The organism is Spirosoma utsteinense, assembly GCF_014282275.1.
Classification (GTDB): domain Bacteria; phylum Bacteroidota; class Bacteroidia; order Cytophagales; family Spirosomataceae; genus Spirosoma; species Spirosoma utsteinense.
The window spans coordinates 115,644-138,686 of sequence record NZ_VFIA01000005.1 but is presented as its reverse complement, the minus strand read 5'-3'; the positions used below and the strand labels follow the sequence as shown (position 1 = coordinate 138,686).

Here is a 23,043-nt window from a genome sequence, read left to right as displayed (position 1 = left end):
GTTATGTATATGTATAACAAATGTCTGGCCAAACTATAAAAAAGGCCATTCCGATTAGAAATGGCCTTTTTTATACTGTAGTTCTTTGTTGTAGTGTCCAGAAACGGACAATTTTTGTACGCATCTGGACAGGTGGCGTTCAGGCCTTCACGCTATCTTTTCCGAGAATTCTGGCCCGGTGCTGGATGCCCCAGTCCCGTAACGCTTCGATAATGCTGTTTAGTGATTGGCTATATTCAGTCAACTCATATTCGACGGTGACGGGCATGGTTGCATAGACACGCCGAATCGCAAACTCGTTCATTTCCAGTTCCTTTAATTCTTTGCTGAGCATTTTGGCCGTTATTCCCGAAACCAGCCGCTGCAACTCGCCGAAGCGCCTTGGCCCACCGCTCAAGGCAACGATGATAGGTAGTTTCCACTTGCCGCTCAGAACATAAAGGGCGTCCTGAACAGCCTGTGAGCTCTGTGAGCAGTCTGCAGCAGAATGGCTGGGCCTTAAACCACCTACAGATGGAGAAGCTGTCTCAGGAATTTTGCTCATGGATTAAAGATACCAGACTGTATTGAGTCGGCCATGAAGTATCCAGAAGTATAGTGGTATCCTTTGGGATACTGCTTACAAAAAGATAGTTAGTTTAGGTAGGTTTGCTACCTGATCTGTAGCCACCAAAGGTTACTGTAAGCTGCACTTATCATGAACCAAAAAGTGATGCGTATTCTCACGATCGTGATGACCGTTCTGGCCGCTGGCCTGCCCATTCTCAGTGGGGTAATGAAGTTAACCCAGTCGAAAGAGGTGATCGACACCCTCACGAAAGCGGGGGTAGAAGACAAGGTTCTTGTCCTAGGCCTGATGGAAATCGGCTTTGCTGCCCTGTTCATTTATCCTAAAACGATGAAACTGGGATTTATTTTGCTTTCCTGCTACTTTGCCGGCGCACTTGCCACCGAACTATCGCACGGCTTGCCCCTCAACGCATTCCTCCCTCTTGTGCTGATCTGGATTGCCGCTTTCCTGCGGGATAAAACCATCTTTTTGCCAACGCAAGGGGTATCGTAGAGACGCAACCCTTTGCGTCTCCTATGCGTCAGCAAAAACCATCCGGTCAAGGAGACGCAAAGGGTTGCGTCTCTACACATTATTCGCTCCGTAAGCTTTTTACTGGATTCATCAAAGCCGCTTTGATACTTTGGAAACTGACGGTCAGCAAGGCAATGGCCAGGGCCAGCAGACCGGCAATCGCGAACATCCACCAGGCAATGTCGATTCGATACGCAAAGCCCTCAAGCCATAGACTCATGGCCCACCAGGCAAGCGGAACCGCAATGACAATAGCGATCAGGACCAACTGGATAAAGTCTTTCGCCAGGAGTTGAATGACGCTGGTAACGCTGGCCCCCAATACTTTACGCACGCCAATTTCTCGGGTACGAACCTGGGCCGTATAAGCCGCCAACCCGAACAAGCCCAGGCATGAAATGAGGATGGCAATGGACGAAAAAATAGTGAACAGAAGCCCGGTTTGCTGTTCGGATTTGTAGAGGTTATTGAATACATCGTCCAGAAACGAATAGACAAATGGGAAGTCGGCATTGTATTGTTTCCAGGACTGTTTCGCCGAGGCTATGGCTTGTTCGGCCTCCTTACCGGTTGTCTTGATGTAGATAACCCCTGAGTTCTGGGGTTCGTAATAAAATATAGAAGGCTCGATCTTCTGCTTCATCGACGCAAAATGGAAATCTTTTACCACGCCGATGATGGTTCCGTTATGCTTCCAGAGTCTGAACCGCTTGCCTATAGGATTATCGAGCCGCGCGGCTTTAACCGCCGATTCGTTCAGGATAAAATGCAGCGAGTCGGCAACGGCCCCGGTAAAATTGGCGCCCTGCTGTAGCTTCATATTGAAGAACGGAATGAAGTCTTTGTCGATCGCTACAGAGTACATCATCATGGTTTCGCCCTGTGCTTTTCCATCCCATGCATTATCACCGGTTTGGCCGCCCAACGCAACAATATCGGCGTCGGCCCGGGTAATGGCCGCTACACCCGGCTGATTTAACAGGTCGGCTTTCACCGCGTCGTAGTGCTTGCTCATGTCCCGCATGAAAAAAGCGAACACATGCGTTTTGTCATAGCCTAGTTCTTTGGATCGGATGTATTGCAGTTGGTTATTGATGATAAACGTCCCCGCTATAAGAATAACCGAAACGGCAAACTGCACCACGACCAACAGTTTCCGAAACGAGGCTTCACTCAACCGGGCCGAAACTTTGCCTTTCAGCGCTTTCAGCGGCTCAAACGACGACAGCAACACCGCCGGGTAGATACTCGACGCGGCCAGCGTACCGATGATGGTCAGCCCGATAATCTGCCAGATACGGTAGTCGCTGACATTCAGAACGAGTTCTTTGCCCGACAGTTGATTGTAAAAGGGCAGTAAGCCAAACAGCAACCCTATGGCCAGGGCGGCTGCCAGCGCAAAGAGGAGTGTCGTTTCGACCAGAAACTGTATGAACAACTGACTCCGGGCGGCCCCCACAATTTTACGCATACTCACTTCTTTAGAGCGCAGCAGCGAGCGGGCCGTCGACAGGTTTACGTAATTGATGCAGGCAATGGCTAAAATCAGCAACGCAATAATAGAGAACATTCGGACTGTTTCGATGCCTCCTTCCGTACCGTCGGCTTTGTAGAGGTGCATATCGGGCAGGGCCTGTAACAGGTAGGTGAGGTCGGTATCATCGGGCTTATTGCGGAGGTGAATGGTGCGCAGTTTAGTCGCCAGACTGGCAACCGATGTGTTAGGCTGGAGCAGCAAATAGGTGTAGTACCTGAACTGCGAAAAATCGTTGTCCATGTTTTTCCCATCCCTGTTATCTGCGTAAATATTCTTGAAGAACAGGGACATTGGCAAAAACATGTCGCCCTGAATAGACGAATTTTTCGGAAAATCCCGGATAACACCACTGACCGTAAAAGCGGTGTTATCGTTAGCCGCCAGTACTTTGCCAATCGGGTTTTCATCACCGAAATATCGTTTGGCCGTAGTTTCGGTAACAACAATTGAGTTGTTATTGGGAAAGGGTTTCGCCGGATTGCCCTGGATCAGGTTGAAGTCAAATACCGAGAACAGGGTAGGGTCAGTAAAGAAGGTTTTGTGTTCGCTGATGGTCTTCTCCCTGTATTTGAACAGCGTGTACGCATAGTTCTCCGTTAGCCGAACGGCATCTTTTACCTCTGGCGTTTCGCGCTTGGCAAAGCCCGCAATGGGCGCAACGGTTGCTGTCCAGATTTGCCGACTGCTGCCGGTACCCGCCCAGTTTTCGAGCCGGTAGATAGACGACGACTGGGTATGAAACCGGTCGAAGCTCAACTCATCCTGCACCCACAGTAAAATGAGAATGCCAACCGCCAGCCCGACGGTCAGGCCCGAAATGTTGATAAAGGAGTAAAATTTATTCTTGACCAGATTGCGCCAGGCGGTTCTGAAATAGTTGCGGATCATAGCAGGATTGAGAAAAAAAGGGGACGGGTACTGTGTCGTATTCGTTTGGGCCAGCGGGCGTAACAGTTTCAGCGTACTCCGGCTATAGCGCCAGTCGGCGCGTCGTTTACCGATTGTTTGCACCCAGTGGTCATAGAGTTCGAGCAGGTCGCCCTGCACTTCTTCCATCGTATCGGGGTCACTAAAAACTTCCAGAAGCTTTTGTGCCCAACGGGGTGGTGAATTCATAATTGATACTGAATAATGACCAATGAGGAGCGTAACTAGGAATGAGAGTGAGCTACATTACTTATTTTATATTATCCATTGATCATTCCGACCGCAAGCTTTTCACCGGATTCATCAGGGCCGCCTTGACACTCTGAAAGCTGATCGTTACAAACGCGATGCAGACAGCGACCAAACCCGCTACGGCAAGCATCCACCATTCAATGTCGATCTTGTACACGAAACCACGCAGCCACTGGTTCATAACGTACCACGCGACGGGTGTGGCAATGACGAGGGCAATTAGGACCAGTTTCAGGAAGTCGGTCGAGAGCAAGGTGACGACACTGGCCACGGAGGCACCAAGGACTTTACGCACGCCAATTTCTTTGGTACGCTGCTCGGCGGTGAACGTCGACAGGCCGAACAGACCCAGGCACGAGATGAAAATGGCCAGTAGGGCAAAGTAATTGGCCAATTGGCTAACAACCTGCTCGCTCTTGTAGAGCTTGTCGAACTCCTGGTCCGAAAACTGGTAGGTGAAGGGAAATTTAGGGTTTAATTCCCGGCACAGGGTTTCCAGACCCGCAAGGGCTTCGCTGGTTTTACCCGCTTCGGTACGGACCAGAATAGTACCCCACTGCCGTTTGTTATCGAGCCGGACGATCAGTGGTTCGATCGCCTGATGCATGGAGGTGAAGTGGAAATCTTTCAGCACACCAATGATGGTACCCTGGCGCTGTCCCCAGGACAACGGTTTGCCGATGGGGTTTTTGTAGCCGATCTTGGCCAGGGCCGTTTCGTTGATGAGGTAGCTAAGGGAGTCTATTCCGAAACTCCGGTCAAAATCCCGTCCCTCGCTTAATTGCAGTTTCATCGTTTTTACGAAGTCATACTCAACGGCCGTATTGGCAAAGGAGGTGACGAGGTTCGGGTCTTTACCCGTCCAGTTAGCATCGTTTATGTGGTGACCAATCTGGGTAGGTGATTCGCGCATCCGGGACAGGCTGAGGATGCCGGGGAGCTTGCCTGCTTCTTCCTTAAGCAGGTCATACTTAGCAGACAGATCACCTTCCAGGGGGATGTAGATAAGGTTTTCGCGATTATAGCCGAGATTCTTGGTCTGGATGTAATCCGTTTGGCGGTACATGACAATCATGCCGACAATAAGAATGATTGATAGGGAAAACTGAAAAACAACGAGCCCTTTCCGGAACAGGGTAGCCCCGGCCTTGAATGTCACCCCTCCCTTCAGCACACGTGCCGGACTCAGCGACGACAGGAAAAAGGCGGGGTAGCTGCCCGATACCAAACCGGTCAGTGCGAGTAAGCCAAGCAGCATGGCCCAAAATTGTGGCTGGTCAATGGGTAGCGTCAATTGCTTGCCGGTGAGCATACTAAAGCCGGGCAGCAGCACAGAAACCAGCATTACGGCGATTAAGATGGCGAGGAATGTGATAAGCATGGCCTCCCCCACAAACTGCCCCATCAGGGCGGAACGAACAGCACCGATTACTTTCCGGACCCCCACTTCTTTGGCCCGTTTGGTGGAGCGGGCGGTGGCCAGATTCATGAAGTTGACACAGGCAATGAGCAGGATGAAAAGTGCGACCAGGCTGAACAGGCGAACGTATTCAATCCGGCCACCGTCGACCTGCCCGTTCTTAAAGGTGGAGTGCAGGTACTTCTCCGGGTAAGGCTGCAAGGCCAGTTCAGTACGGGAGCCGGTGTTTTTAGCCCGGTACTGGTAAATGAACTCCTTGATTTTTGCTTCGACTTTTACGGGGTCGGTTCCGGTGCGGAGCTGCACAAAGGTGAGTGGGTTGGTATTGCCCCAGTTTTTCGCCCATTCGTTTAGTTTGACAAAGTCGACCCAGGGGCGCAGAAAATCGAACTGCTGGGATGAGTTAGCCGGTATATTCTCGAAAACGGCGGTTACCTGCAGGTCTTCCTTATCCTGGTAGCGAATGGATTTCCCGATAGCCTGCTCCGCGTTACCGAAAAACTGCTCGGCCATCCGGCGTGAGACAGCGATGCCGCCCGGACGACTCAGGGCTGTTGCTGGTGTTCCCTGTAGCAGGGGGTAGCTAAACATCTGGAAGAAGTCGGCCCCGGCAAACGTGCCGTTCTGTTTGTTGATCGTCTTGCCTGCTTCAAAGGTGATAGGGGCAATGTCCTCCAGACCGCTGGCCAGCTGCACCTCGGGGATAACCCGCTTCAGTTCGTCGGCCAGTAGCCCCTGCGTGAAGTAGTTTGCCTCAATCTTGCCATCGTAATACTGCCGTTCATATACCTGATACAACTGGCTACCGTTCGCGTGAAAAGCGTCTACACCCCGTTCGTCCTGTACCCAGAGCAGGATCAGTAAACTACAGCTCATGCCGAGGGCCAGCCCAAGAATATTGATGCCCGAAAACGCTTTGTTGCGAATCAGGTTGCGCCAGGCGATTATGAAATAGTTGCGAATCATGGTAGCGTTGAGAAAAAAAGGGGATGGGTACTGTGTTGTATTCGTTTGGGCCAGCGGCCGCAGCAGTTTCAGCGTACTCAGGCTATAGCGCCAGTCGGCACGTCGTTTGCCGGCCGTTTGCACCCAGTAATCGTACAGTTCAAGCAAGTCGCCCTGCGTTTCTTCCCGGGTATCCGGATGGCCCCACCAGCTCAGGAGTCGCTGAGCCCATCGGGGCGGGGAGGGCGGTTGACGAGGGGGTTTCATGATTATTCGCTCCGTAAGCTTTTTACTGGATTCATCAGGGCCGCTTTGACACTCTGAAAGCTGATTGTGAGTAGAGTAACGGCCAGTGCGCCCGCCCCTGCGCCTGCAAAAACCCACCACGATAAATCCGTTCGGTACTGGTAGTTCTGCAGCCAGTCTGAAAGCAGGTAATAAGCGATAGGCGTTGCCAGACAGAAAGCAGCAAGAACCAGTAGTACGAACTCCGTTGAGAGTAGCCGCCAGACGTTGAATACCGATGCACCAAGGACTTTTCGGATTCCGATTTCTTTGGTACGTTGTTCGGCTATGAAGGAGGCCAACCCGAACAGACCCAGGCAACTGATCAGGATGGCCAAACTGGCAAAGCCACCTGCCAGTTTGCCAATGCGCTCCTCAAAGCCAAATTTTTGGCTAAACTCGTCATCCACAAATTTGTACTCAAAGGGAGTTAGTGGATCATAGGCTTTAAGTACCTGTTCTACCTTCGCCAGGGCCTCGCTGGTGGGGAGCTGTGGAGCCAGCTTTACATTGATCGTGTTGATGTTAGCATAGCTCAATACAAAAAAGGACGGGTTAGCGGGTTTGAAGGGGTCTTCTTTGAGCATGTCTTTGATCACGCCAATAACTTTGTAGTGTCGCCCTCCCTGATGGATCAGTTCACCCAACGGGGTTGAAAACCCCATTAGTTTTACGGCTGCTTCGTTTAAGATCATAGCGGCCGTGTCGGTCGAGAAAGCCCTGGAGAAATCCCGGCCCGTCAGCAAACGCCAGCCTACCGTTTTGCCATAGTCATGCGTTACGAAATTCGACATGACCAGCGGATGCATGTCGGGCGTTTTGGTTCGCCAGGAGAAATCCGTCGTTCCACCGTACTGAACAGTGACAGAGCCCGATGATTCAGACATGTCAGTAACCGCCCCTGTTGTAAGCATGTCGTTTCGTATGGCTTCGTAACGGCTTGCTAATTCGGGGGTATTCATTTTTATTTCAATCAAACCCTGTCGGCTGTACCCAATCGGGCGGTCTTTAGCGTGTTCGATTTGTCGAAAAACAATGATAGTGCCGATAATCAGAACAACGGAAACGGTAAACTGAAACCCTACCAAAACCCGTCGGGGAATGGCCGCATACCGGTTGGTCCGGAATATTCCCTTCAAGACTTTAACCGGCTGAAATGAGGATAAATACAAAGCAGGGTAACTACCGGCAATGAGCCCGGTGAACAGGCTAAAGCCAAGGCCGGAGAACCAGAACCACGGATTTAGCCACAAGATGGCTATCTTCTTATCGGCGATCTGATTGAAAATGGGTAGCGCAAGCTGAACGAACAGAATAGCCAGCAGGAAGGCCAGCAGGGTTGTTGAGATCGATTCAATAAAGAACTGAGCAATCAACTGACTTCGAACGGAACCTACTGCTTTCCTGATGCCTACTTCTTTGGCCCGCTTCTCACTTCGGGCGGTGCTCAGATTCATGAAGTTGATACAGGCCAGGAGGAGTACAATACTACCAATAATACCAAAAAGCCGGACAAACGTAATGAACCCACCCGTATTGACACCGTCTTTAAATTCTCGGTATAAATGCCATTTGCTCATCGGATGCAGGAAGAATTCAGGCTTGTAGGCTGGCGGGTCATCCCGTTTCATCCGGATGTCCTTGATCTTGGCCGATACCTGCCCGAAATCTGCACCCGGTTTGAGCTGGGCAAGAATCTGGTACGAATTGCTATCCCATTGGTCTTGCTGGCTCCTGGTGTCATCATTCGTCGCTAGAAGCAATTTCCAGGGCGCTATGAACAGTACATTCTTGAAGGTGCTATTGTCCGGAAAGTCGCTGTAGATGCCGACGACTTTCATCGTCTGCTTATTATCCAGTTTGAGTAGTTTATTGATAGGATTTGAATCGAACAAGGCGTTGGCGACCGATTCGGAAAGCAATATTGCGTTAACGTCATTGAGACCAGCTGCCGAGCCTGCCAGCATATTAAGCGACAGCATTTTTGTAAAATCCGGCTCCACGTAATTGCCGGTCTTTACAAACTTCTTCTCGCCAGCGGCCAGAATACCGCTTCGTTGCGCCGATAGACTGACCGCTTCAAAATCGGGATAGTTGCTCCGAAGTTCTTCGGCCAGTGGAATAGGTACCGCATCGTAGGATGATTTTTCAACGTCGAACTTGACAAATTGCCAAAGCTGTGCAATACGGTCGTAGTTTTTCGTGTGTTTGTCGAAGGCGAGCTCATCGAAAATCCAGAGGCCAATGAGCATTGCCACGGCCATACCCGCTGCCAGTCCGAAAATGTTGATAAAGGAATACACCTTGTTCTTGACCAGGTTTCGGAAGGCGATTTTTAAATAATTGCGGACCATATCAGCGCTTAGTGAAAAGGGTGTCGTTTCGGGTTGGTTTGATTGCTTTCTGGCCAGCGGCCGCAGCAATTTGAGCGCGCTCAGGCTGTAGCGCCAATCGGCTTTCCGTTTGCCCACTGTTTGCACCCAGTGGTTGTAGAGTTCGAGTAAGTCACCCTCGACTTCTTCTCGTGTGTTGGGATCGGTCCACCAACCGAGCAGGGTAGTTGCCCATCGGGGCGGAGAATGATGCCTGTTCGTTCGCATAATCAGCTACCCATGAGTTGCAGCGTCTGTGGCGGAAGCGATCCCCATAATTCCTCCCGTACCTGCTTCACGTCCAGCAACGCTTTCCGACCAGTAGCCGTGACGGTAAAAAATCGTTTGCGCCGGCCACCCCGCTCGGCGGTAGCCCCACCCATTCGGGATGATAGAAAGCCTTTTTCGGCCAGCCGTTGCAGGGTGGTATGCACGGTACTGAAACCAACCGACCGACCGGTCTTCTGCTCGATCTCCTGCGTGATTGTAACCCCGTAAGCCCCTTCGTCAAGGATGGCTACCGTCAGCAGGACCACTTCTTCAAACTCCCCCAAAAAGGCCCTCTTCATAGAAAATGATATTTAATCTCATATTGTCGATCAAATGAGGTGCCAATTGATGTAATCACGTTTTCTGGCTCATCAGGTAGGTTCGAGCGGCTACGCCATGTCCGAAATCGTACAATATGTGTCCGGCTATGAACAGGGGTTTAACCTGGAAACGTCCTACAATTGGTGGCTTACCCGTACCTTCACCTCTCTATTTTGTATCCTGATCATTGTTACTAACAGACCGGTACCTGCAACCATGGCCCTGAAAACCCTTGTCAAAATATCTAACGTTACGAATCTGAGTGATGCCCGCTACTGTGCCGGAATGGGCGTCGATATGCTTGGCTTTTCAATGGATGCCGATTCCGCAAATTATGTAGCGCCCGCCACCTTTGCGGAAATGCGTTCGTGGGTAGCCGGTGTGCTGATCGTTGGCGAAACGACGTCGACCGATGTCGGCATCATCGAACAATTGCTTGATGCCTACCAGCCCGATCTGTTACAGGTCGATGAAGGAGCGATGCTACCGTACCTGAGTACGTTTGGTAACCGTCCTGATGGACTTCGACTCATTCTACGCGTCGATCTATCACAACTGACCCTCGACCAACTAGAAACCCTGTTTAAAACGGGTTCAGCCGGAGCCGAGTACATCTTGCTCGAAAGTAATGGCCCGCTTCATCTCGACACTGATCTTAAAGCGGTTCTCCAGCGGCTGGCCGGCCGTTACCCGGTTTTGCTCGGTACCGGAATTTCCGCCAACAACGTTCATGAACTGCTAACCGACCTACCCGTGCAGGGGATTGCGCTCAGTGGTGGTAATGAAGAACAACCGGGTAACAAGGAATTTGGGGAGCTGATGGATGTGCTGGAAGCCATCGAGGTGGAAGAGTAAGGAGTAGGTGGCTAAGGTAGGCCACTAGTTAGCCCCTATTTCGCTACTGTGTATAACCTACTATCATTGAAAACACACTTCCATCAATAGCCGCGTCCATCTGTCCAGTTCTATTTCCACCGAATTGGACAACCTGCTACGTTTGTTACGGTTTTAACGGGCCGGCGATCCGGCAAACAAGGCCATGAATAAACGACTGGAACGTATCTCCGACGAAGCAATGGTTGGGGGCGTATGTGCGGGCTTAGCCCAGTACTTCGGATTGAACCGCACGGTGGTGCGTCTACTTTTTCTGATCGGCATTCCACTACCCGGTTTTCCGGCGCTGCTGATTTACGCTATCTTGTGGATTGCCATGCCAAAGCAACCCTTCGGGGCTTCTGTCAACCAACTAACCGTGTATTCAAACCCAATTTTTTCTATGAATCCATACAACCCCAATCAACCTGCATCACCCGACCGGGGACTCATCGGCGGAGCCATCCTGATTCTGCTTGGCGTCATGTTCCTCATCGATCGTTATTTCGATATTGACTTCGGTGATCTCTGGCCGTTTATCCTGATTGCCATCGGGTTGTGGCTGATCTTCCGGGATCGGATTAAGCCTCCCTACGATCAGAATAATAACATGAACAACCCATCGGATCTCAACAATCCCAATAACCCGCTTTAATCATGCAACGCCGAAATAATGGTTTATTCTGGGGCATATTCCTGCTGACGTTCGGGGTGTTGTTTCTGGCCCGGCGGGCTGGCTGGCTGGACGTTGACTGGCACTCGCTGGTGGATCTATGGCCAGTGCTGCTTATCCTGGCCGGTATCAATATCATCCTGGAACGGCGGGGGAGTGCGGCTGCCTTCGTTACAACCATCATGCTGGCTGTAGCCGTCCCGACTACCCTGTTTGGTTTCTTCACCCATGACCGCGATAACTTTGGTATGCGCTGGAGCCACGACGACGATGATGATAATGACGACAACAACAACGATAGCGATAATGACAGCGACGACGAAAACAGCGACGACGATAACAAGGATGAAGCGTACCGATCGGAACGCCGGCGCCGGGTTACTGAAACGTTGCAGTCCAATACGTTTTCGGAGTCGATGACCGACGATACCCGGGAAGCCGTCCTGAAATTGTCGGGCGGAGCGGGTCGGTTCACCATCAGCGATCCAACGTCAGAACTTATCAAGGCCGATACCAAACAAAATGTAGGCAGCTACTCTATGTCGGTCGACCGGGATGCAACAACACACATCCCGACGATTGAACTCAAACCAACCGAAGAGAATCAGAACGTTGATCTGACGGATGGTAAATTCGAGAATCGCGTCGATGTTCATTTGAACGCCAAGCCTACCTGGACTATGGATGTGGCACTTGGAGCAGGGCAGGGTGATCTGGACGTAAGTGCCTATGCTGTCCGGAGTTTGAAACTGGCTGCCGGCGCTGCCGATCTTGATTTGAAATTAGGTGCCAGGGCCGACATGTCGGATGTAAAGCTCGACGTTGGGGCTGCTTCGGTTACCGTACGGGTGCCTAAGGAGGTAGGTTGCCGAATCAAGAAAGATGGTGCCCTGAACCTGGAGCAACTGGACGATTTTACCGACGTTGGCGGGGGGGAGTTTGTTAGCCCTAACTACGACAGTGCGGCTAAGAAAATGACTATTCGCTTCGACGGGGGTATCTCCCGTTTCAAGGTAGTACGGTACTAAACATCACTAAGCCGGGCGGGGTTGGCTGCCATCGTAACATTACGATGGCAGCCAACCCCGCCCGGCTTAGTGGTAAATTACTTATTCTGGTTGTTCAATCGCTGGAGCAGCATTTTGTTGAACACCTGTTCGGTCTTGTATAACTCTGCCAGCTGAGCTGGTGTAATAACCTTCAGAAACCGACTCATGTACTCATTGTCGAGGTCGGCTAATTTCTGTTTGGTCGCATTTACTTCACGCAGGCCGTTCAGCAACTGATCATCGTTCACGTTGCTTCGGGGAGACTCGTTATTAAGCTGCCTAACCCGTCGGTTCAACTCCTGCTTCTTTCCGTTGTATTCATTGTAAATGGCCCAAAACTGCGGAGCCTGATCGGTCGTGAGGTTGAGCCGGTTGGTAATCATACCAATTTTAGCCGATTCAATCTTCTGGCGACCGTTCACATCATTCTGTGCCCTGGCTGCGTGAGCCGTCAGGGTCAACACAATCAGCCAGCCAATCCATACGTGTTTCATTGCAGTAAAATTAACCATGCTAAAAATTCAGGAGCCTGTATTTTGAAGTTCCAGTGCCGTCTGTTCGTCAATCAATGTCTGAATGTCGGCCGGTTTAACATTCAGGTATTGAATTGCAGTCGTATCGTTGCCCAGCGACGAATGCAACTGCTGACTGTCGGCCAGTTCGTTTGCATCGATACCCTGATCGTCCAGATACGCTGCGATGACGTCATCACTCACTCCCGTCAATGCCTCGCGACCCAGCGACTCCTGACGTTGGGGCAGCGTTTGCCAGACCAATACAGCGATAAGACTAGCCCCTGCCAGCGAGGTCACCGTTCGTTGCCACGACCAGCTGATTGAGAACGCTGGTTTAGACCGACGCGCAACACGGGCCTGTACGCGGGATGGTAACTGATCGAAGTAGCCATCGGGCACCGTAAACGGCTGTTGCCGAAGTGGGTGTTCAGGTGGTAATTCGTCAAGCCGGAAGGGATTATTCGTATCCATTAGGTATGTGTGTACAAGTCACACGATTTGTTGTTTACGTCGTTTGGAATTGGACAGCCCAGGAGGACTGGGGTTTAATCAGTTGTGTCTGTTTTTGTCAGATAATCCTCGATTTTTTTAACGGCGAGGTGATATGACGCTTTCAACGCACCTACCGATGTACCCGTGATCTCCGAAATCTCTTCGTACTTCATGTCGTCGAAGTATTTCATGTTAAAGACCAGCCGTTGTTTATCGGGTAGCTTCAGCAGGGCTTTTTGTAGCTTCATCTGTATCTGCTCCCCGCTCAACTCGCCCCCCGAGGTGACGAAATCGGAATTACTTTCCAGCTTTTCCATCAACTCACCTTCCACATCGCCAATGGGCAGGAAAAACCGTCGACGCTTCTTGCTCAGGAAGTTCAGGCATTCGTTTGTAGCAATCCGGTATATCCAGGTATATAACTGACTATCACCCCGAAACTGTTCCAGGCTGTTCCACACTTTTATAAACGTTTCCTGCACCAAATCATCGGCGTCGTCGTGATCGATAACCATCTTACGGATATGCCAATAAATTTTCTGCTGGTACTGACGTACCAGCAGATTAAAGGCATAATTCCGGCTCGACGGATCGCGGTATTTAGCGAGGAGTTCTGCGTCAGTCATTCGTTTACAGGTAGAGACGCGACCCTTCGCGTCTCACAGGCATTAGCAATTGAAGCGTCTTCTGACCGGATGTAGTATGAATGCACCAGAGCCCGAGACGCAGGGGGTTGCTTTCTCTACTGTTTTCTGGCCATTACTTTTTTCACCTGCTCAACGATCTTATCGGCAGTGAGTCCATATTTCTTCATCAGCTCGTCGGGCGTACCGCTTTCACCAAAGGTATCATGAACGCCAACGTATTCCAGCGGGGCGGGGAAATTGCGGGCCAAAACCTGCGCCACGCTGTCGCCTAAGCCGCCGTTGAACATATGCTCTTCGGCCGATACGGCGCAGCCCGTTTTTCTGATCGACGCCAGAATAGCTTCCTCATCGAGGGGTTTGATCGTGTGAATATTGATGATATCCGCTTCGATGCCTTCCGCAGCCAGGATCTCGCCCGCTTTGATCGATTCCCAAACCAGGTGACCTGTGCAGAAGATCGATACATCCGACCCTTCGTTAACGTGCCAGGCTTTGCCAATCTCGAACGTCTGGTCGGCAGGGGTAAAGACCGGAATCACAGGCCGGCCAAACCGAAGATAAACGGGCCCTTCGTAAGCGGCAATGGCGATGGTAGCGGCCTTGGTCTGGTTATAATCGCAGGGATTGATAACGGTCATGTTAGGCAGCATTTTCATCATGCCCAAATCCTCCAGGATCTGGTGCGTAGCGCCATCTTCGCCCAGCGTTACACCCGCATGGGAAGCGCATATTTTAACATTTTTGTTCGAATAAGCTACCGACTGCCGAATCTGGTCATAAACCCGACCCGTAGCGAAGTTAGCAAACGTAGTAGCGAAGGGGATTTTTCCGCCAATGGTCAGCCCCGCCGATACACCAATCATGTTGGCTTCGGCAATGCCGCACTGAATGAAGCGCTCGGGATTTTCTTTGATGAACGTTTCGAGTTTCAGCGATCCGGCCAGGTCGGCGGTGAGGGCGATCACATTGGGGTTAGAGCGTCCCAGCTCTGCAATGCCCGCGCCGAAACCCGAGCGGGTATCTTTCTTTTCGGTGTATTCGTATTTTTTCATAAACTATGTAGAAACGCAATCTTTTGCGTCTGTTAGTTCGCCGAAGCGAGGGTTTGCAATTTGGTTAAAAAATAATTGGCACTGGGGCAGTTTGGGTGCCGGGCCGCGTTTTCGATGGTGAAACCGTACTTAAGCATTCGCCGGGCCAGAATGGGTTTTGTGCCAACACCGCGCCCTGTTTGTGCCAAAAATAAACGCCTGATCGTCTCGAACGGTTTTAATTCCTGTTCTGGATAATCAACATAAATGGGCTTACCCAGCAGCGCACTCAGCGTAGCTGAATCCGCCAGAAACCAGGCCTCGGCTTCACGAACCGCTACAACGATACACTGGTCCGAGTGCTCGCCAATTCGTTGTCGGGCGTCACTGACCGATGCGTCGTTGTCGAGATCCGTTAAGACAAAAATCGTTCGAGCGCCAGCTTTCGTAAGCGTCACACGTTTTTCCCGAATGTTATGGGGCAACAGGTTACCGTTGCCGTCCGCATCTTCGATGGGTGAAACGCATTGTAAAGCTGACTCAGCCAGCAGCTTTTGAAACGCACCAGATTTAACGATTTTGACTTCCGTATCTCCTTCGCAAATAAAACCAACGTCTACCATGCCAGTCCTCCGTTTAGTGCGTTGGTAAGCCAGGCTTCATCGGTTCGCATACCCGAAAAATCGCCCTCGCTGAACTGTCGCGTCGTGGTGGCGCCTTGCTTTTTTTCGACGATGACAAATTCTTCTGGTTTGACGCGCATGGCCATCGACTGCGAATGCGTATTCAGCCAGATGTAGTGGCCGCGTTCCTCGCACATGATTCGAAAAAAATCAACCAGTTCACCCGCTACCTGTGGGTGAAGTCCGTTCTCCGGCTCTTCTATGCACAAAAACTGTGGCTTGTCATCGCTCTGGTAAACAGCCGTCAGCAGCGCCAGAATGTTATACGTACCATCAGAGATCATGTCTTTGGTGAAGTAGTTAGGCGAAGACTGCTCGAACCAATGTAACTCATCGCGATCATCAACTTCAACGGCTTTGAACTCAGGTACAAATAGCTCCAGCCACTCGAAGATTTCACTTCTTAATTGCTGATTCGTCAAGATGCGCTTCAGGACGTTCTCAAGATTGTTGCCTGAGAACGTTAGTTGATTGTTATCTTTGAAGTTTAGCTTTTGACGTTTTTCGTTCCCTATGAAGAGATGTAGAAAGTTGATAATGAACTGATGGTGAGATGGCTGACTGTTTGTGAAATAGTCAGTAAGTTTTGAATCATCATATCGCACTTTTACATTATAGCCGCCCATTTTATCATCCCACGAAAGGAACACGAGAGAAGTATCAAACTCAGTAGTAACATTCACTCTATCACTAGATGAGTTTCTATTAATAAAAGAACCCCTACCTCCAAATAAGCTCTCGGCTAAAGTTTTGGCTCTGGCATTAACATTCACAAACTCCAAAGCCTCGAAAATATTCGATTTGCCTGACCCGTTAGGGCCAACAAAGACCGTGAACGGACGGGGCTCAACAAGCTCGATCCGCTCAATGGACTTGAAATTTTCGATGACCAGGCGTTTGATTTTCATGGGTTCGTGGTGTAGAGACGCAAGGGATTGCGTCTCTACAGGTTACGATCAATAATCGGTAACGCCAATGGTCAGTGGCAGACCGTTCAGGGCCTGCTGGAGCTGGTCGGCGTTAGGGGCTGTACCGTGCCACTTGTAATTGCCAACCATGTATTCGACGCCGAAGCCCATCTCGGTGTGCATCAGAATCATCGTGGGTACATCCGGGTTTTCCTGTGCTTTGCGGAGCGTGCGGATTACTTCGGCAATGTCGTTGCCTTGCATCTCGTCGACAAACCAGCCGAACGCACGGTACTTGGCCCCTAGATCGCGGTTGCTGTTCACGTCGTCGGTAGTGCCGTCGATCTGAGCGTGGTTGAAGTCGATGATGGCCGTCAGGTTACCCAGCTTCTTGTTAGGTGCAAACTGGGCGGCTTCCCAAACCTGGCCTTCCTGCTGTTCGCCATCACCCATCAGAACATAGACGTGCTTGTCGTCGCCGTTGAGTTTTTTGGCATAAGCAGCACCAGCCGCTACCGACAGACCCTGGCCTAGCGATCCCGAAGCGATGCGAACGCCGGGGATGTGCTCTGCCGTGGCGGGGTGACCCTGTAACCGGCTGTCGAGCTTACGGAACGTAGCCAGCTCAGCAACGGGAAAATAACCGGAGCGCGCCAGCACCGAATAGAAGACGGGAGAAATATGCCCGTTCGAGAGGAAGAACAGATCTTCATCGTGGCCGTTCATGTCGAAAATAGCGTTACCGGCTTCGTCTTTCTTCCGGCGCATGATATCGAAATAAAGCGCGACCAATAAGTCTGTGCAGCCGAGTGATCCGCCGGGGTGGCCCGAGTTAACTGCCGCAACCATGCGGAGAATGTCGCGCCGTACGGCGGTAGCAATACCTTCTAATTCTTGGATTTCCATACTGTTATGCAGCTTTCCAGTCTGCAGCTATTGATTGGTATTAGATAAAAAAGCGGACCTGATGGTCGTGTTACCCTATTTCAAAATCTGTTCTGCGTGTTTTTTGGTATCCACCTTGCCAATAATGTCGGTGATGATGCCGTTTGCGTCGATGATGAACGTGGTGCGAACAGTACCCATATAGCTTCGGCCATACATCGACTTTTCCTGCCACATCCCGTAGGCCTCAACAATTGACTTGTCTGTGTCGGCGACGAGCGTAAAAGGCAGGTCATATTTCGTAGCGAACTTCTGGTGTGATTTCTGGTCGTCTGTACTTACCCCCAATACCTCGTAACCCGCGTCCCGCAAGTTGGCATGGTTGTCGCGCAAACTACAGGCCTGAGCCGTACAACCCGGGGTGTCATCTTTGGGGTAGAAGTAGAGGACTACTTTTTTGCCCCGGTAATCCGACAACTTCACCGGTTTTCCCTGCTGGTCGGTGCTACTGAAATCGGGGGCGGGGTCGCCAATGGCTACGCTCATAGTGATGGATATTAAGGACACTTACAGGTATAAACTACCGGATCAATTTAGGGTTCATCGTTTCCGCTTACGCGCCGGTGCGGCCCGTCGACGAATCACTGGACGCGGAGCCTCAATGGTTGTACTGTCGGAGCCAATGTTGCCCGACCGGTCTTTCACCTGCACGAGAACGGTAGCTCCTTCCTCAAAGGGTTCGGTCGCGTCGAGCTTATCTGACCACAACAGTGCCCGTTTGTAGTCGTATTGCATCAATACCCATTCGCCATCGACCAGCGCCCGAAATTCGGCAATGCCCGACAGATCATCCCGGATTTTAGCCGTTATCCCATTTGGCGTCGCCGTCATGATGTTGATCGTTGGCGGGGTTGCATCCGTCAGCAGCTGGAACCGGCCCAATGAGCGTGTTTTAAACTGAATACGCCCTTTAGTCCAGGTACCCCCCAGAAAACTCTCCCGTCCTCCGCTGGTCCAGTAAGCTTTGGTTCGCATCGTGTCGATGGCAATCGGGTAGTTCGGCACGTATTGAATGGTCAGGTAGTCGTTAAGCGGAATAGTCGGCTGATTAATTTCCAGACCGCCCCCCACCACTGGCCGCATGGACAGATGCAGCGTATCGAACAAGGTTCGTGGACTAAATTCCAGCCGGGTGGTGCCCTCAGTAAAAACGTCTGCCCGGCCGGGTATAATGCGTTTCCTGAAATTAGTGCGCACGATACCCCGGCCAAACTGCACTGAATCAGGCAGGGACTGGCGCAAATCGATTAGATAAACGGCTTGGTTAGCAAGGACGTAACTAGCTGGTTGTTCTGTGAATGTACGCCCGGTAAAAAGTTTGGCAACTGGTGGGTTCGTCGTCGAAACATTTTTGACCGCTAGTTTCAACACATTCTCGTCTGTTGTAATCGTAGCAGTTGGCACGCCAACGACCGGCGCTGCTGCGGTAGAGAGGGTGGAAGCAACCTGCTCCGTATCGGCATCGGGATTATAGTCGGCTGGCATCTCCGTTACGGCATCCATTCGGGTAGATGCGGTCGTTTCGGGCAGGAGCGTAAAGGTTAGCCGGGTGGCATGATCGGCCGCATCGTAAAGCGTCAGTGTCACTTCGTGTGGCTGGCCGTCGAGGAGCGGCAATCGCCCTTTATAGGTTGCATTGCTTTGTAACTTGTAGATATTCAGTATGTTGCCATCGGCGATGTAAGCCCGGTGGTAGCGTTGACCGGTCATCTGCTCCACTTCGTAATTCTCGTGTACGTTCATGAACCGCGTCTGCTCATTGGGAAAGCTGTTCATGTTGTAGGCAAACACCTCCCGGCCATCGAGCCGGATTTCCAGGCAACTGATCCCGTTACGGTAGGGTGAACCGGTGGTTTTGTCGTAGGCCAGTACTTCCATACCCACCAGCCCGGATGCTGTAATGGGTTTCGTAATCGTATAGGTCCCATCGCTCCGTCTTACCGGAACATAACTGACGCGTTGGTATTCTCCGTTGATACGCGACGTGGGCGTCATCGTTTTCAATGCAATACGCTCGAAGTAGGGAGGGACTTCGTCACGGATTTCCGAAAAGCCGTAGAGCAGGGGGTTAATGAGGTTGTCTTTGGCATCGCGTACTTCGAAGTGCAGGTGTGGCCCACCCGACCCACCTGTGTTACCCGATGCGGCAATGACATCGCCCTGCTTGACCGGAAACTGACCCGGCTCAGGCCGTAAATCGATCTCAAAGGTTTTACGGGCGTATTGCTGTTCGCGAAGGTAGGTGCCAAGCGTGTCTTTCAGCGTCTTAAGATGCCCATACACGGTTGTTAAGCCGTTGGGATGCTTAATAAAAACGACGTTTCCATATCCACCGGTGAACACGGCAATTCGGGCGATGTAGCCGTCGGCAGCCGCATGAACGTCCACTCCTTCGCGCCCCCCGGTGCGTATGTCCAGCCCTGCATGAAAGTGGTTAGGCCGTAAATCACCCAATCCACCCGATAATGAATTGGCGCTGCCCGGCATGATGGGAAACAAAAAATAGCCCGCCTGAATGGTACCGGGTCGTATATACCCCGTTTGTGACATTTGACCGGCCTGGCTCGTTTCAGCAGGCAACTTAGTCGACTGCTGTCCCCAGGCCACCCCTAAACCAATCAGCCAGACTGACCATCCAAAAACCAATTGTTTCTTACTCACTGATGACTGATAACGGTTACACGGTCTATTTTTTACTTAACGTCGAGTTCCAGCATTGGGCGGTCCTCGATATAGGCTGTCAGCCGGTCCCCAGGTTGTACGGGCCCAACACCTTTTGGCGTCCCTGTAAACAGAATATCTCCCTGCTGCAGGAGAAAGTACCGCGAAACGAATGAGATCAGGTAATCGATTTTGAACAGCATCAGGCTTGTATTTCCCTGCTGCCGGGTTTCGCCATTGACATTCAGGCTGAAGTTGATATTGTGCAGGTCGGCAAAATCACTTTTAGGAACGAAGCCCGATATGGGTGCGGAGCCGTTAAATCCTTTGGCCAGTTCCCAGGGTAACCCTTTTGCCTTTAGTTTGCTCTGTAAGTCTCGGGCCGTGAAATCAATGCCGATGCCAAGCTCGTCATAATATTTATGGGCAAATTTCTCCTCGATGTTCTTGCCAACGCGGTTGATCTTAACAAGTATTTCGACTTCGTAGTGGACGTCTTTAGAAAAGTCCGGGTAGAAGAAAGGGTCATTTTTCAGCGGAATGGCTGTTTCCGGTTTCAGGAAGATAACGGGGTCCTCAGGTTGCTCGTTATTGAGTTCCTTGATATGTTCTACGTAATTGCGACCAACACAAATGATTTTCATAATAGTAATGCAGACAGTTGACCGCGGTTCAGGGAAACCCGGACGGAGGGAAACTGGCTGACTGTAGTAGGTTGTGCGCGTGAGCTGTGTACCAATGGTCCCGCACAACGGCGTTTAAACTATTCGGAATGGCACAAATCTAAGGACTAAACGAAGCGTGACCGCGCCTATTCGTAAAAATTTGAACAAACGAGGATGGTTCCACGTCATTATACGTTGGAATAACCATTCATCATAAACACATGTACCGATGAAAAGAGTAATGATTGCTATGGTACTGACCGGCCTTACTATTGGCTGTCAGAAAGTACCCCTAACGGGTCGTAGTCAGCTTAAGCTAGTTTCCAATTCAGAGTTGCTACCGCTCAGCTTCTCTAACTACAAAGGCGTTCTGGACACCAGTAGCGTTGTTCGAACCAGCGGTGATGCGCAGATGGTGCAGCGCGTTGGAAACCGCCTGCGTCAGGCCATGGAGCAATACCTGAACGCCAACAACCTGGGTAGCCGCCTGGAAGGCTTCCAGTGGGAGTTTAACCTGATTCAAAGTCCACAGGTCAATGCCTGGTGTATGCCCGGTGGCAAAGTGGCTTTTTACACGGGTATCCTGCCCTACACGCAGAACGAAGCCGGTGCCGCTGCGGTTATGGGCCACGAAATTTCGCACGCCATTGCCGAACACGGTAACGAACGAATGAGCGAAGGGCTGCTGGCCAATGGCCTGTTGCAGGGTGGTCAGATCATTACGGGTACGGCCGCTCAGAACAGCCGTAGTCAGGTGAACTCACTCCTGCTGCAATCGGTAGGGGCGGCTTTGCCCGTAGCTTATCAGGTTGGCCGGGCACTGCCCCACAGCCGTAAGCAGGAATCGGAAGCGGACCGGCTTGGCCTGATCTTCATGGCTATGGCTGGCTACAATCCACAGGAAGCAATCAGTTTCTGGGGTCGCATGGCAAAGGCTGGTGGTGGCGGCAGCAAGCCTCCCGAGTTTCTGTCAACTCACCCATCCGATGAACGGCGTATCAAGGATCTCCAGTCGCTCTTGCCCGAAGCCATGAAGTATTACAAACGCGGTTAACGTTTGCTGAAACACAAAAAAGCCGAAGCATGCTTCGGCTTTTTTGTGTTTCAATTTGAGCAATGAAGCAGGCGTAACTGGCACCTGTTTCATTGCTCAGGCTTATATGGTTAGGCCGCCGTACCGGCAGTGCCTTGCAGTACCTGTTTTACTTTCTCAGCTGCTTCTTTTAATAATACAGCCGAGAAAACTTTCAGCCCCGATTCATCGATGATACGGGCACCTTCTTCAGCATTGGTGCCCTGAAGCCGCACAATGATCGGAATTGGAATGTCGCCGATGGCTTTGTAGGCTTCGACAACGCCAGTGGCGACACGGTCGCAACGAACGATACCACCGAAAATGTTGATCAGAATCGCTTTAACGTTCGGGTCTTTCAGGATGATACGGAAACCCGCTTCAACCGTTTTGGCATTGGCTCCACCCCCAACATCGAGGAAGTTAGCTGGTTCGCCACCCGACAGTTTGATGATATCCATGGTAGCCATGGCCAGACCGGCTCCGTTTACCATACAACCTACGTTGCCGTCGAGCTTGACATAGTTGAGGTCATTGGATGACGCTTCTACCTCGAGTGGATCTTCCTCCGCCAGGTCACGCAGGTTGGCCAGATCCGGGTGGCGATACAACGCGTTATCGTCCAGATTTACTTTAGCATCGACAGCCAGGATTTTGTTGTCCGATGTTTTCAGGACGGGGTTGATTTCGAACATCGATGCGTCGATGTCGACGTATGCTTTATAAAGAGAGGTCACAAATTTCACCATTTCTTTAAAAGCTTCGCCTTGCATTCCCAGTCCGAACGCCACTTTGCGGGCCTGGAAGGGTTGCAAACCAACCGCCGGATCGATCCATTCCTTGACGATCTTTTCAGGGGTATTGGCTGCCACTTCTTCAATGTCCATACCACCTTCGGTACTGGCCATGATCACGTTGCAGCCTATGTTGCGGTCAAGCAGAATACCGACATACATCTCTTTTGGCTCCGATGCTCCCGGATAAAAGACGTCCTGCGCTACCAGCACTTTGCTCACTTTCTTACCTTCAGGACCCGTCTGGTGCGTGACCAATACGTTACCGATCAGGTTTTTGGTGATATCGCGGACCTCATCTACCGATTTTGCCAGGGCTACGCCCCGCTGTTCCGATCCAACGATCTTACCTTTTCCCCGTCCGCCAGCGTGAATCTGTGATTTCACGACTACGTATTTGGAGCCGGTTTGGGCCATGATCTGCTTAGCCGCTTCAACGGCCTTCTCGGGAGACTCGGCCACGATCCCTTCCTGAATCCGGACGCCGTATTTCTTCAGAATTTCTTTACCCTGATACTCGTGTATATTCATGGCAACTGCAACAAGGAGTGTTGTAAATCGTACTTTTGCGCGGCAAATTACCACTAAATGATGAATGATGAACGATGAATGAGGAATGATA

21 protein-coding genes are annotated in these 23,043 nt (G+C 51.2%); 5 read left to right on the top strand and 16 right to left on the bottom strand.

The genetic code is table 11. From position 1 onward, the window contains the following. Positions 1–139: 139 nt before the first annotated feature. Entirely contained in the window at positions 140–544 is a 405-nt protein-coding gene (locus tag FH603_RS05545; protein ID WP_186736469.1) for a winged helix-turn-helix transcriptional regulator, read from the bottom strand. 153 nt (positions 545–697) lie between these two features. Here FH603_RS05545 and FH603_RS05540 point away from each other — a divergent pair, with 153 nt between their 5' ends. Next, positions 698–1,063: a DoxX family protein gene (locus FH603_RS05540; RefSeq protein WP_186736468.1), complete on the top strand. Its 366-nt coding sequence runs from the start codon at positions 698–700 to the stop codon at positions 1,061–1,063. 79 nt (positions 1,064–1,142) lie between these two features. On the opposite strand, the gene FH603_RS05535 is transcribed toward FH603_RS05540, so the two are convergent. The 4 genes from FH603_RS05535 to FH603_RS05520 form a co-directional block, all read right to left on the bottom strand. Further along, positions 1,143–3,737, bottom strand: coding sequence for an ABC transporter permease (locus tag FH603_RS05535; protein WP_222439543.1), 2,595 nt, complete (start codon positions 3,735–3,737; stop codon positions 1,143–1,145). Between the two features lie 82 nt (positions 3,738–3,819). Continuing rightward, a complete protein-coding gene (locus FH603_RS05530) occupies positions 3,820–6,432 on the bottom strand; it encodes an ABC transporter permease (protein ID WP_222439542.1) in 2,613 nt (870 codons plus the stop codon). A gap of 2 nt (positions 6,433–6,434) precedes the next feature. Continuing rightward, positions 6,435–9,050: an ABC transporter permease gene (locus tag FH603_RS05525; protein ID WP_186736467.1), complete on the bottom strand. Its 2,616-nt coding sequence runs from the start codon at positions 9,048–9,050 to the stop codon at positions 6,435–6,437. Between the two features lie 2 nt (positions 9,051–9,052). Next, positions 9,053–9,391 carry a PadR family transcriptional regulator gene (locus FH603_RS05520; RefSeq protein WP_186736466.1) on the bottom strand — a complete coding sequence of 113 codons (339 nt, stop codon included), beginning with the start codon at positions 9,389–9,391 and terminating at the stop codon, positions 9,053–9,055. Between the two features lie 238 nt (positions 9,392–9,629). On the opposite strand from FH603_RS05520, the gene trpF reads away from it, so the two are divergent. From trpF to FH603_RS05505, 3 genes are all read left to right on the top strand, one after another. Then, complete coding sequence (gene trpF / locus FH603_RS05515; protein ID WP_186736566.1) at positions 9,630–10,268, top strand: phosphoribosylanthranilate isomerase; 639 nt, start codon at positions 9,630–9,632, stop codon at positions 10,266–10,268. A gap of 184 nt (positions 10,269–10,452) precedes the next feature. Further along, on the top strand, positions 10,453–10,941 hold the full coding sequence (locus FH603_RS05510) for a PspC domain-containing protein (RefSeq protein WP_186736465.1): 489 nt from the start codon (positions 10,453–10,455) through the stop codon (positions 10,939–10,941). 2 nt (positions 10,942–10,943) lie between these two features. Then, the gene (locus FH603_RS05505) at positions 10,944–11,987 is read left to right on the top strand and encodes a LiaI-LiaF-like domain-containing protein (protein WP_186736464.1); all 1,044 of its coding nucleotides are present in this window, start codon (positions 10,944–10,946) and stop codon (positions 11,985–11,987) included. A 77-nt stretch (positions 11,988–12,064) separates the two neighbouring features. Here FH603_RS05505 and FH603_RS05500 read toward each other — a convergent pair whose 3' ends face one another. From FH603_RS05500 to FH603_RS05455, 10 genes are all read right to left on the bottom strand, one after another. Further along, entirely contained in the window at positions 12,065–12,502 is a 438-nt protein-coding gene (locus FH603_RS05500; protein ID WP_394366370.1) for a Spy/CpxP family protein refolding chaperone, read from the bottom strand. Between the two features lie 27 nt (positions 12,503–12,529). Then, positions 12,530–12,994: a hypothetical protein gene (locus FH603_RS05495; protein WP_186736462.1), complete on the bottom strand. Its 465-nt coding sequence runs from the start codon at positions 12,992–12,994 to the stop codon at positions 12,530–12,532. Positions 12,995–13,068: 74 nt separating this feature from the next. After that, positions 13,069–13,641: an RNA polymerase sigma factor gene (locus tag FH603_RS05490; protein ID WP_186736461.1), complete on the bottom strand. Its 573-nt coding sequence runs from the start codon at positions 13,639–13,641 to the stop codon at positions 13,069–13,071. A gap of 116 nt (positions 13,642–13,757) precedes the next feature. Then, positions 13,758–14,714, bottom strand: coding sequence for a transketolase family protein (locus FH603_RS05485; protein WP_186736460.1), 957 nt, complete (start codon positions 14,712–14,714; stop codon positions 13,758–13,760). Between the two features lie 32 nt (positions 14,715–14,746). Then, a complete protein-coding gene (locus FH603_RS05480; protein WP_186736459.1) occupies positions 14,747–15,316 on the bottom strand; it encodes a hypothetical protein in 570 nt (189 codons plus the stop codon). Further along, positions 15,310–16,284 carry an AAA family ATPase gene (locus FH603_RS05475; RefSeq protein ID WP_186736458.1) on the bottom strand — a complete coding sequence of 325 codons (975 nt, stop codon included), beginning with the start codon at positions 16,282–16,284 and terminating at the stop codon, positions 15,310–15,312. The genes FH603_RS05480 and FH603_RS05475 overlap by 7 nt, the downstream gene beginning before the upstream one ends. A 48-nt stretch (positions 16,285–16,332) precedes the next feature. Beyond that, positions 16,333–17,190 (bottom strand): transketolase, encoded by an 858-nt coding sequence (locus FH603_RS05470; protein WP_186736457.1) that lies wholly within the window; start codon positions 17,188–17,190, stop codon positions 16,333–16,335. Positions 17,191–17,265: 75 nt separating this feature from the next. After that, positions 17,266–17,715: a thioredoxin-dependent thiol peroxidase gene (gene bcp, locus FH603_RS05465; protein WP_186736456.1), complete on the bottom strand. Its 450-nt coding sequence runs from the start codon at positions 17,713–17,715 to the stop codon at positions 17,266–17,268. Positions 17,716–17,769: 54 nt separating this feature from the next. Next, the gene (locus FH603_RS05460) at positions 17,770–19,779 is read right to left on the bottom strand and encodes a M23 family metallopeptidase (RefSeq protein ID WP_186736565.1); all 2,010 of its coding nucleotides are present in this window, start codon (positions 19,777–19,779) and stop codon (positions 17,770–17,772) included. Between the two features lie 143 nt (positions 19,780–19,922). Then, positions 19,923–20,534, bottom strand: coding sequence for a fumarylacetoacetate hydrolase family protein (locus tag FH603_RS05455; RefSeq protein WP_186736455.1), 612 nt, complete (start codon positions 20,532–20,534; stop codon positions 19,923–19,925). A 250-nt stretch (positions 20,535–20,784) separates the two neighbouring features. On the opposite strand from FH603_RS05455, the gene FH603_RS05450 reads away from it, so the two are divergent. Continuing rightward, positions 20,785–21,609 (top strand): M48 family metallopeptidase, encoded by an 825-nt coding sequence (locus FH603_RS05450; protein WP_186736454.1) that lies wholly within the window; start codon positions 20,785–20,787, stop codon positions 21,607–21,609. Positions 21,610–21,719: 110 nt separating this feature from the next. Here FH603_RS05450 and sucC read toward each other — a convergent pair whose 3' ends face one another. After that, a complete protein-coding gene (gene sucC, locus FH603_RS05445) occupies positions 21,720–22,952 on the bottom strand; it encodes an ADP-forming succinate--CoA ligase subunit beta (protein WP_186736453.1) in 1,233 nt (410 codons plus the stop codon). Positions 22,953–23,043: the final 91 nt, after the last annotated feature.

Coding starts and splice junctions, on each gene's coding strand:
- FH603_RS05525 (WP_186736467.1), bottom strand. CDS start 9,050: ATGCGAACGAACAGGCATCATTCTCCGCCCCGATGGGCAACTACCCTG.
- FH603_RS05520 (WP_186736466.1), bottom strand. CDS start 9,391: ATGAAGAGGGCCTTTTTGGGGGAGTTTGAAGAAGTGGTCCTGCTGACG.
- FH603_RS05505 (WP_186736464.1), top strand. CDS start 10,944: ATGCAACGCCGAAATAATGGTTTATTCTGGGGCATATTCCTGCTGACG.
- FH603_RS05460 (WP_186736565.1), bottom strand. CDS start 19,779: ATGTCACAAACGGGGTATATACGACCCGGTACCATTCAGGCGGGCTAT.
- FH603_RS05495 (WP_186736462.1), bottom strand. CDS start 12,994: ATGGATACGAATAATCCCTTCCGGCTTGACGAATTACCACCTGAACAC.
- FH603_RS05490 (WP_186736461.1), bottom strand. CDS start 13,641: ATGACTGACGCAGAACTCCTCGCTAAATACCGCGATCCGTCGAGCCGG.
- FH603_RS05455 (WP_186736455.1), bottom strand. CDS start 20,534: ATGAAAATCATTTGTGTTGGTCGCAATTACGTAGAACATATCAAGGAA.
- bcp (WP_186736456.1), bottom strand. CDS start 17,715: ATGAGCGTAGCCATTGGCGACCCCGCCCCCGATTTCAGTAGCACCGAC.
- FH603_RS05530 (WP_222439542.1), bottom strand. CDS start 6,432: ATGAAACCCCCTCGTCAACCGCCCTCCCCGCCCCGATGGGCTCAGCGA.
- trpF (WP_186736566.1), top strand. CDS start 9,630: ATGGCCCTGAAAACCCTTGTCAAAATATCTAACGTTACGAATCTGAGT.
- FH603_RS05485 (WP_186736460.1), bottom strand. CDS start 14,714: ATGAAAAAATACGAATACACCGAAAAGAAAGATACCCGCTCGGGTTTC.
- FH603_RS05545 (WP_186736469.1), bottom strand. CDS start 544: ATGAGCAAAATTCCTGAGACAGCTTCTCCATCTGTAGGTGGTTTAAGG.
- FH603_RS05535 (WP_222439543.1), bottom strand. CDS start 3,737: ATGAATTCACCACCCCGTTGGGCACAAAAGCTTCTGGAAGTTTTTAGT.
- FH603_RS05540 (WP_186736468.1), top strand. CDS start 698: ATGAACCAAAAAGTGATGCGTATTCTCACGATCGTGATGACCGTTCTG.
- sucC (WP_186736453.1), bottom strand. CDS start 22,952: ATGAATATACACGAGTATCAGGGTAAAGAAATTCTGAAGAAATACGGC.
- FH603_RS05510 (WP_186736465.1), top strand. CDS start 10,453: ATGAATAAACGACTGGAACGTATCTCCGACGAAGCAATGGTTGGGGGC.
- FH603_RS05450 (WP_186736454.1), top strand. CDS start 20,785: ATGAAAAGAGTAATGATTGCTATGGTACTGACCGGCCTTACTATTGGC.
- FH603_RS05470 (WP_186736457.1), bottom strand. CDS start 17,190: ATGGAAATCCAAGAATTAGAAGGTATTGCTACCGCCGTACGGCGCGAC.
- FH603_RS05500 (WP_394366370.1), bottom strand. CDS start 12,502: ATGAAACACGTATGGATTGGCTGGCTGATTGTGTTGACCCTGACGGCT.
- FH603_RS05475 (WP_186736458.1), bottom strand. CDS start 16,284: ATGAAAATCAAACGCCTGGTCATCGAAAATTTCAAGTCCATTGAGCGG.
- FH603_RS05480 (WP_186736459.1), bottom strand. CDS start 15,316: ATGGTAGACGTTGGTTTTATTTGCGAAGGAGATACGGAAGTCAAAATC.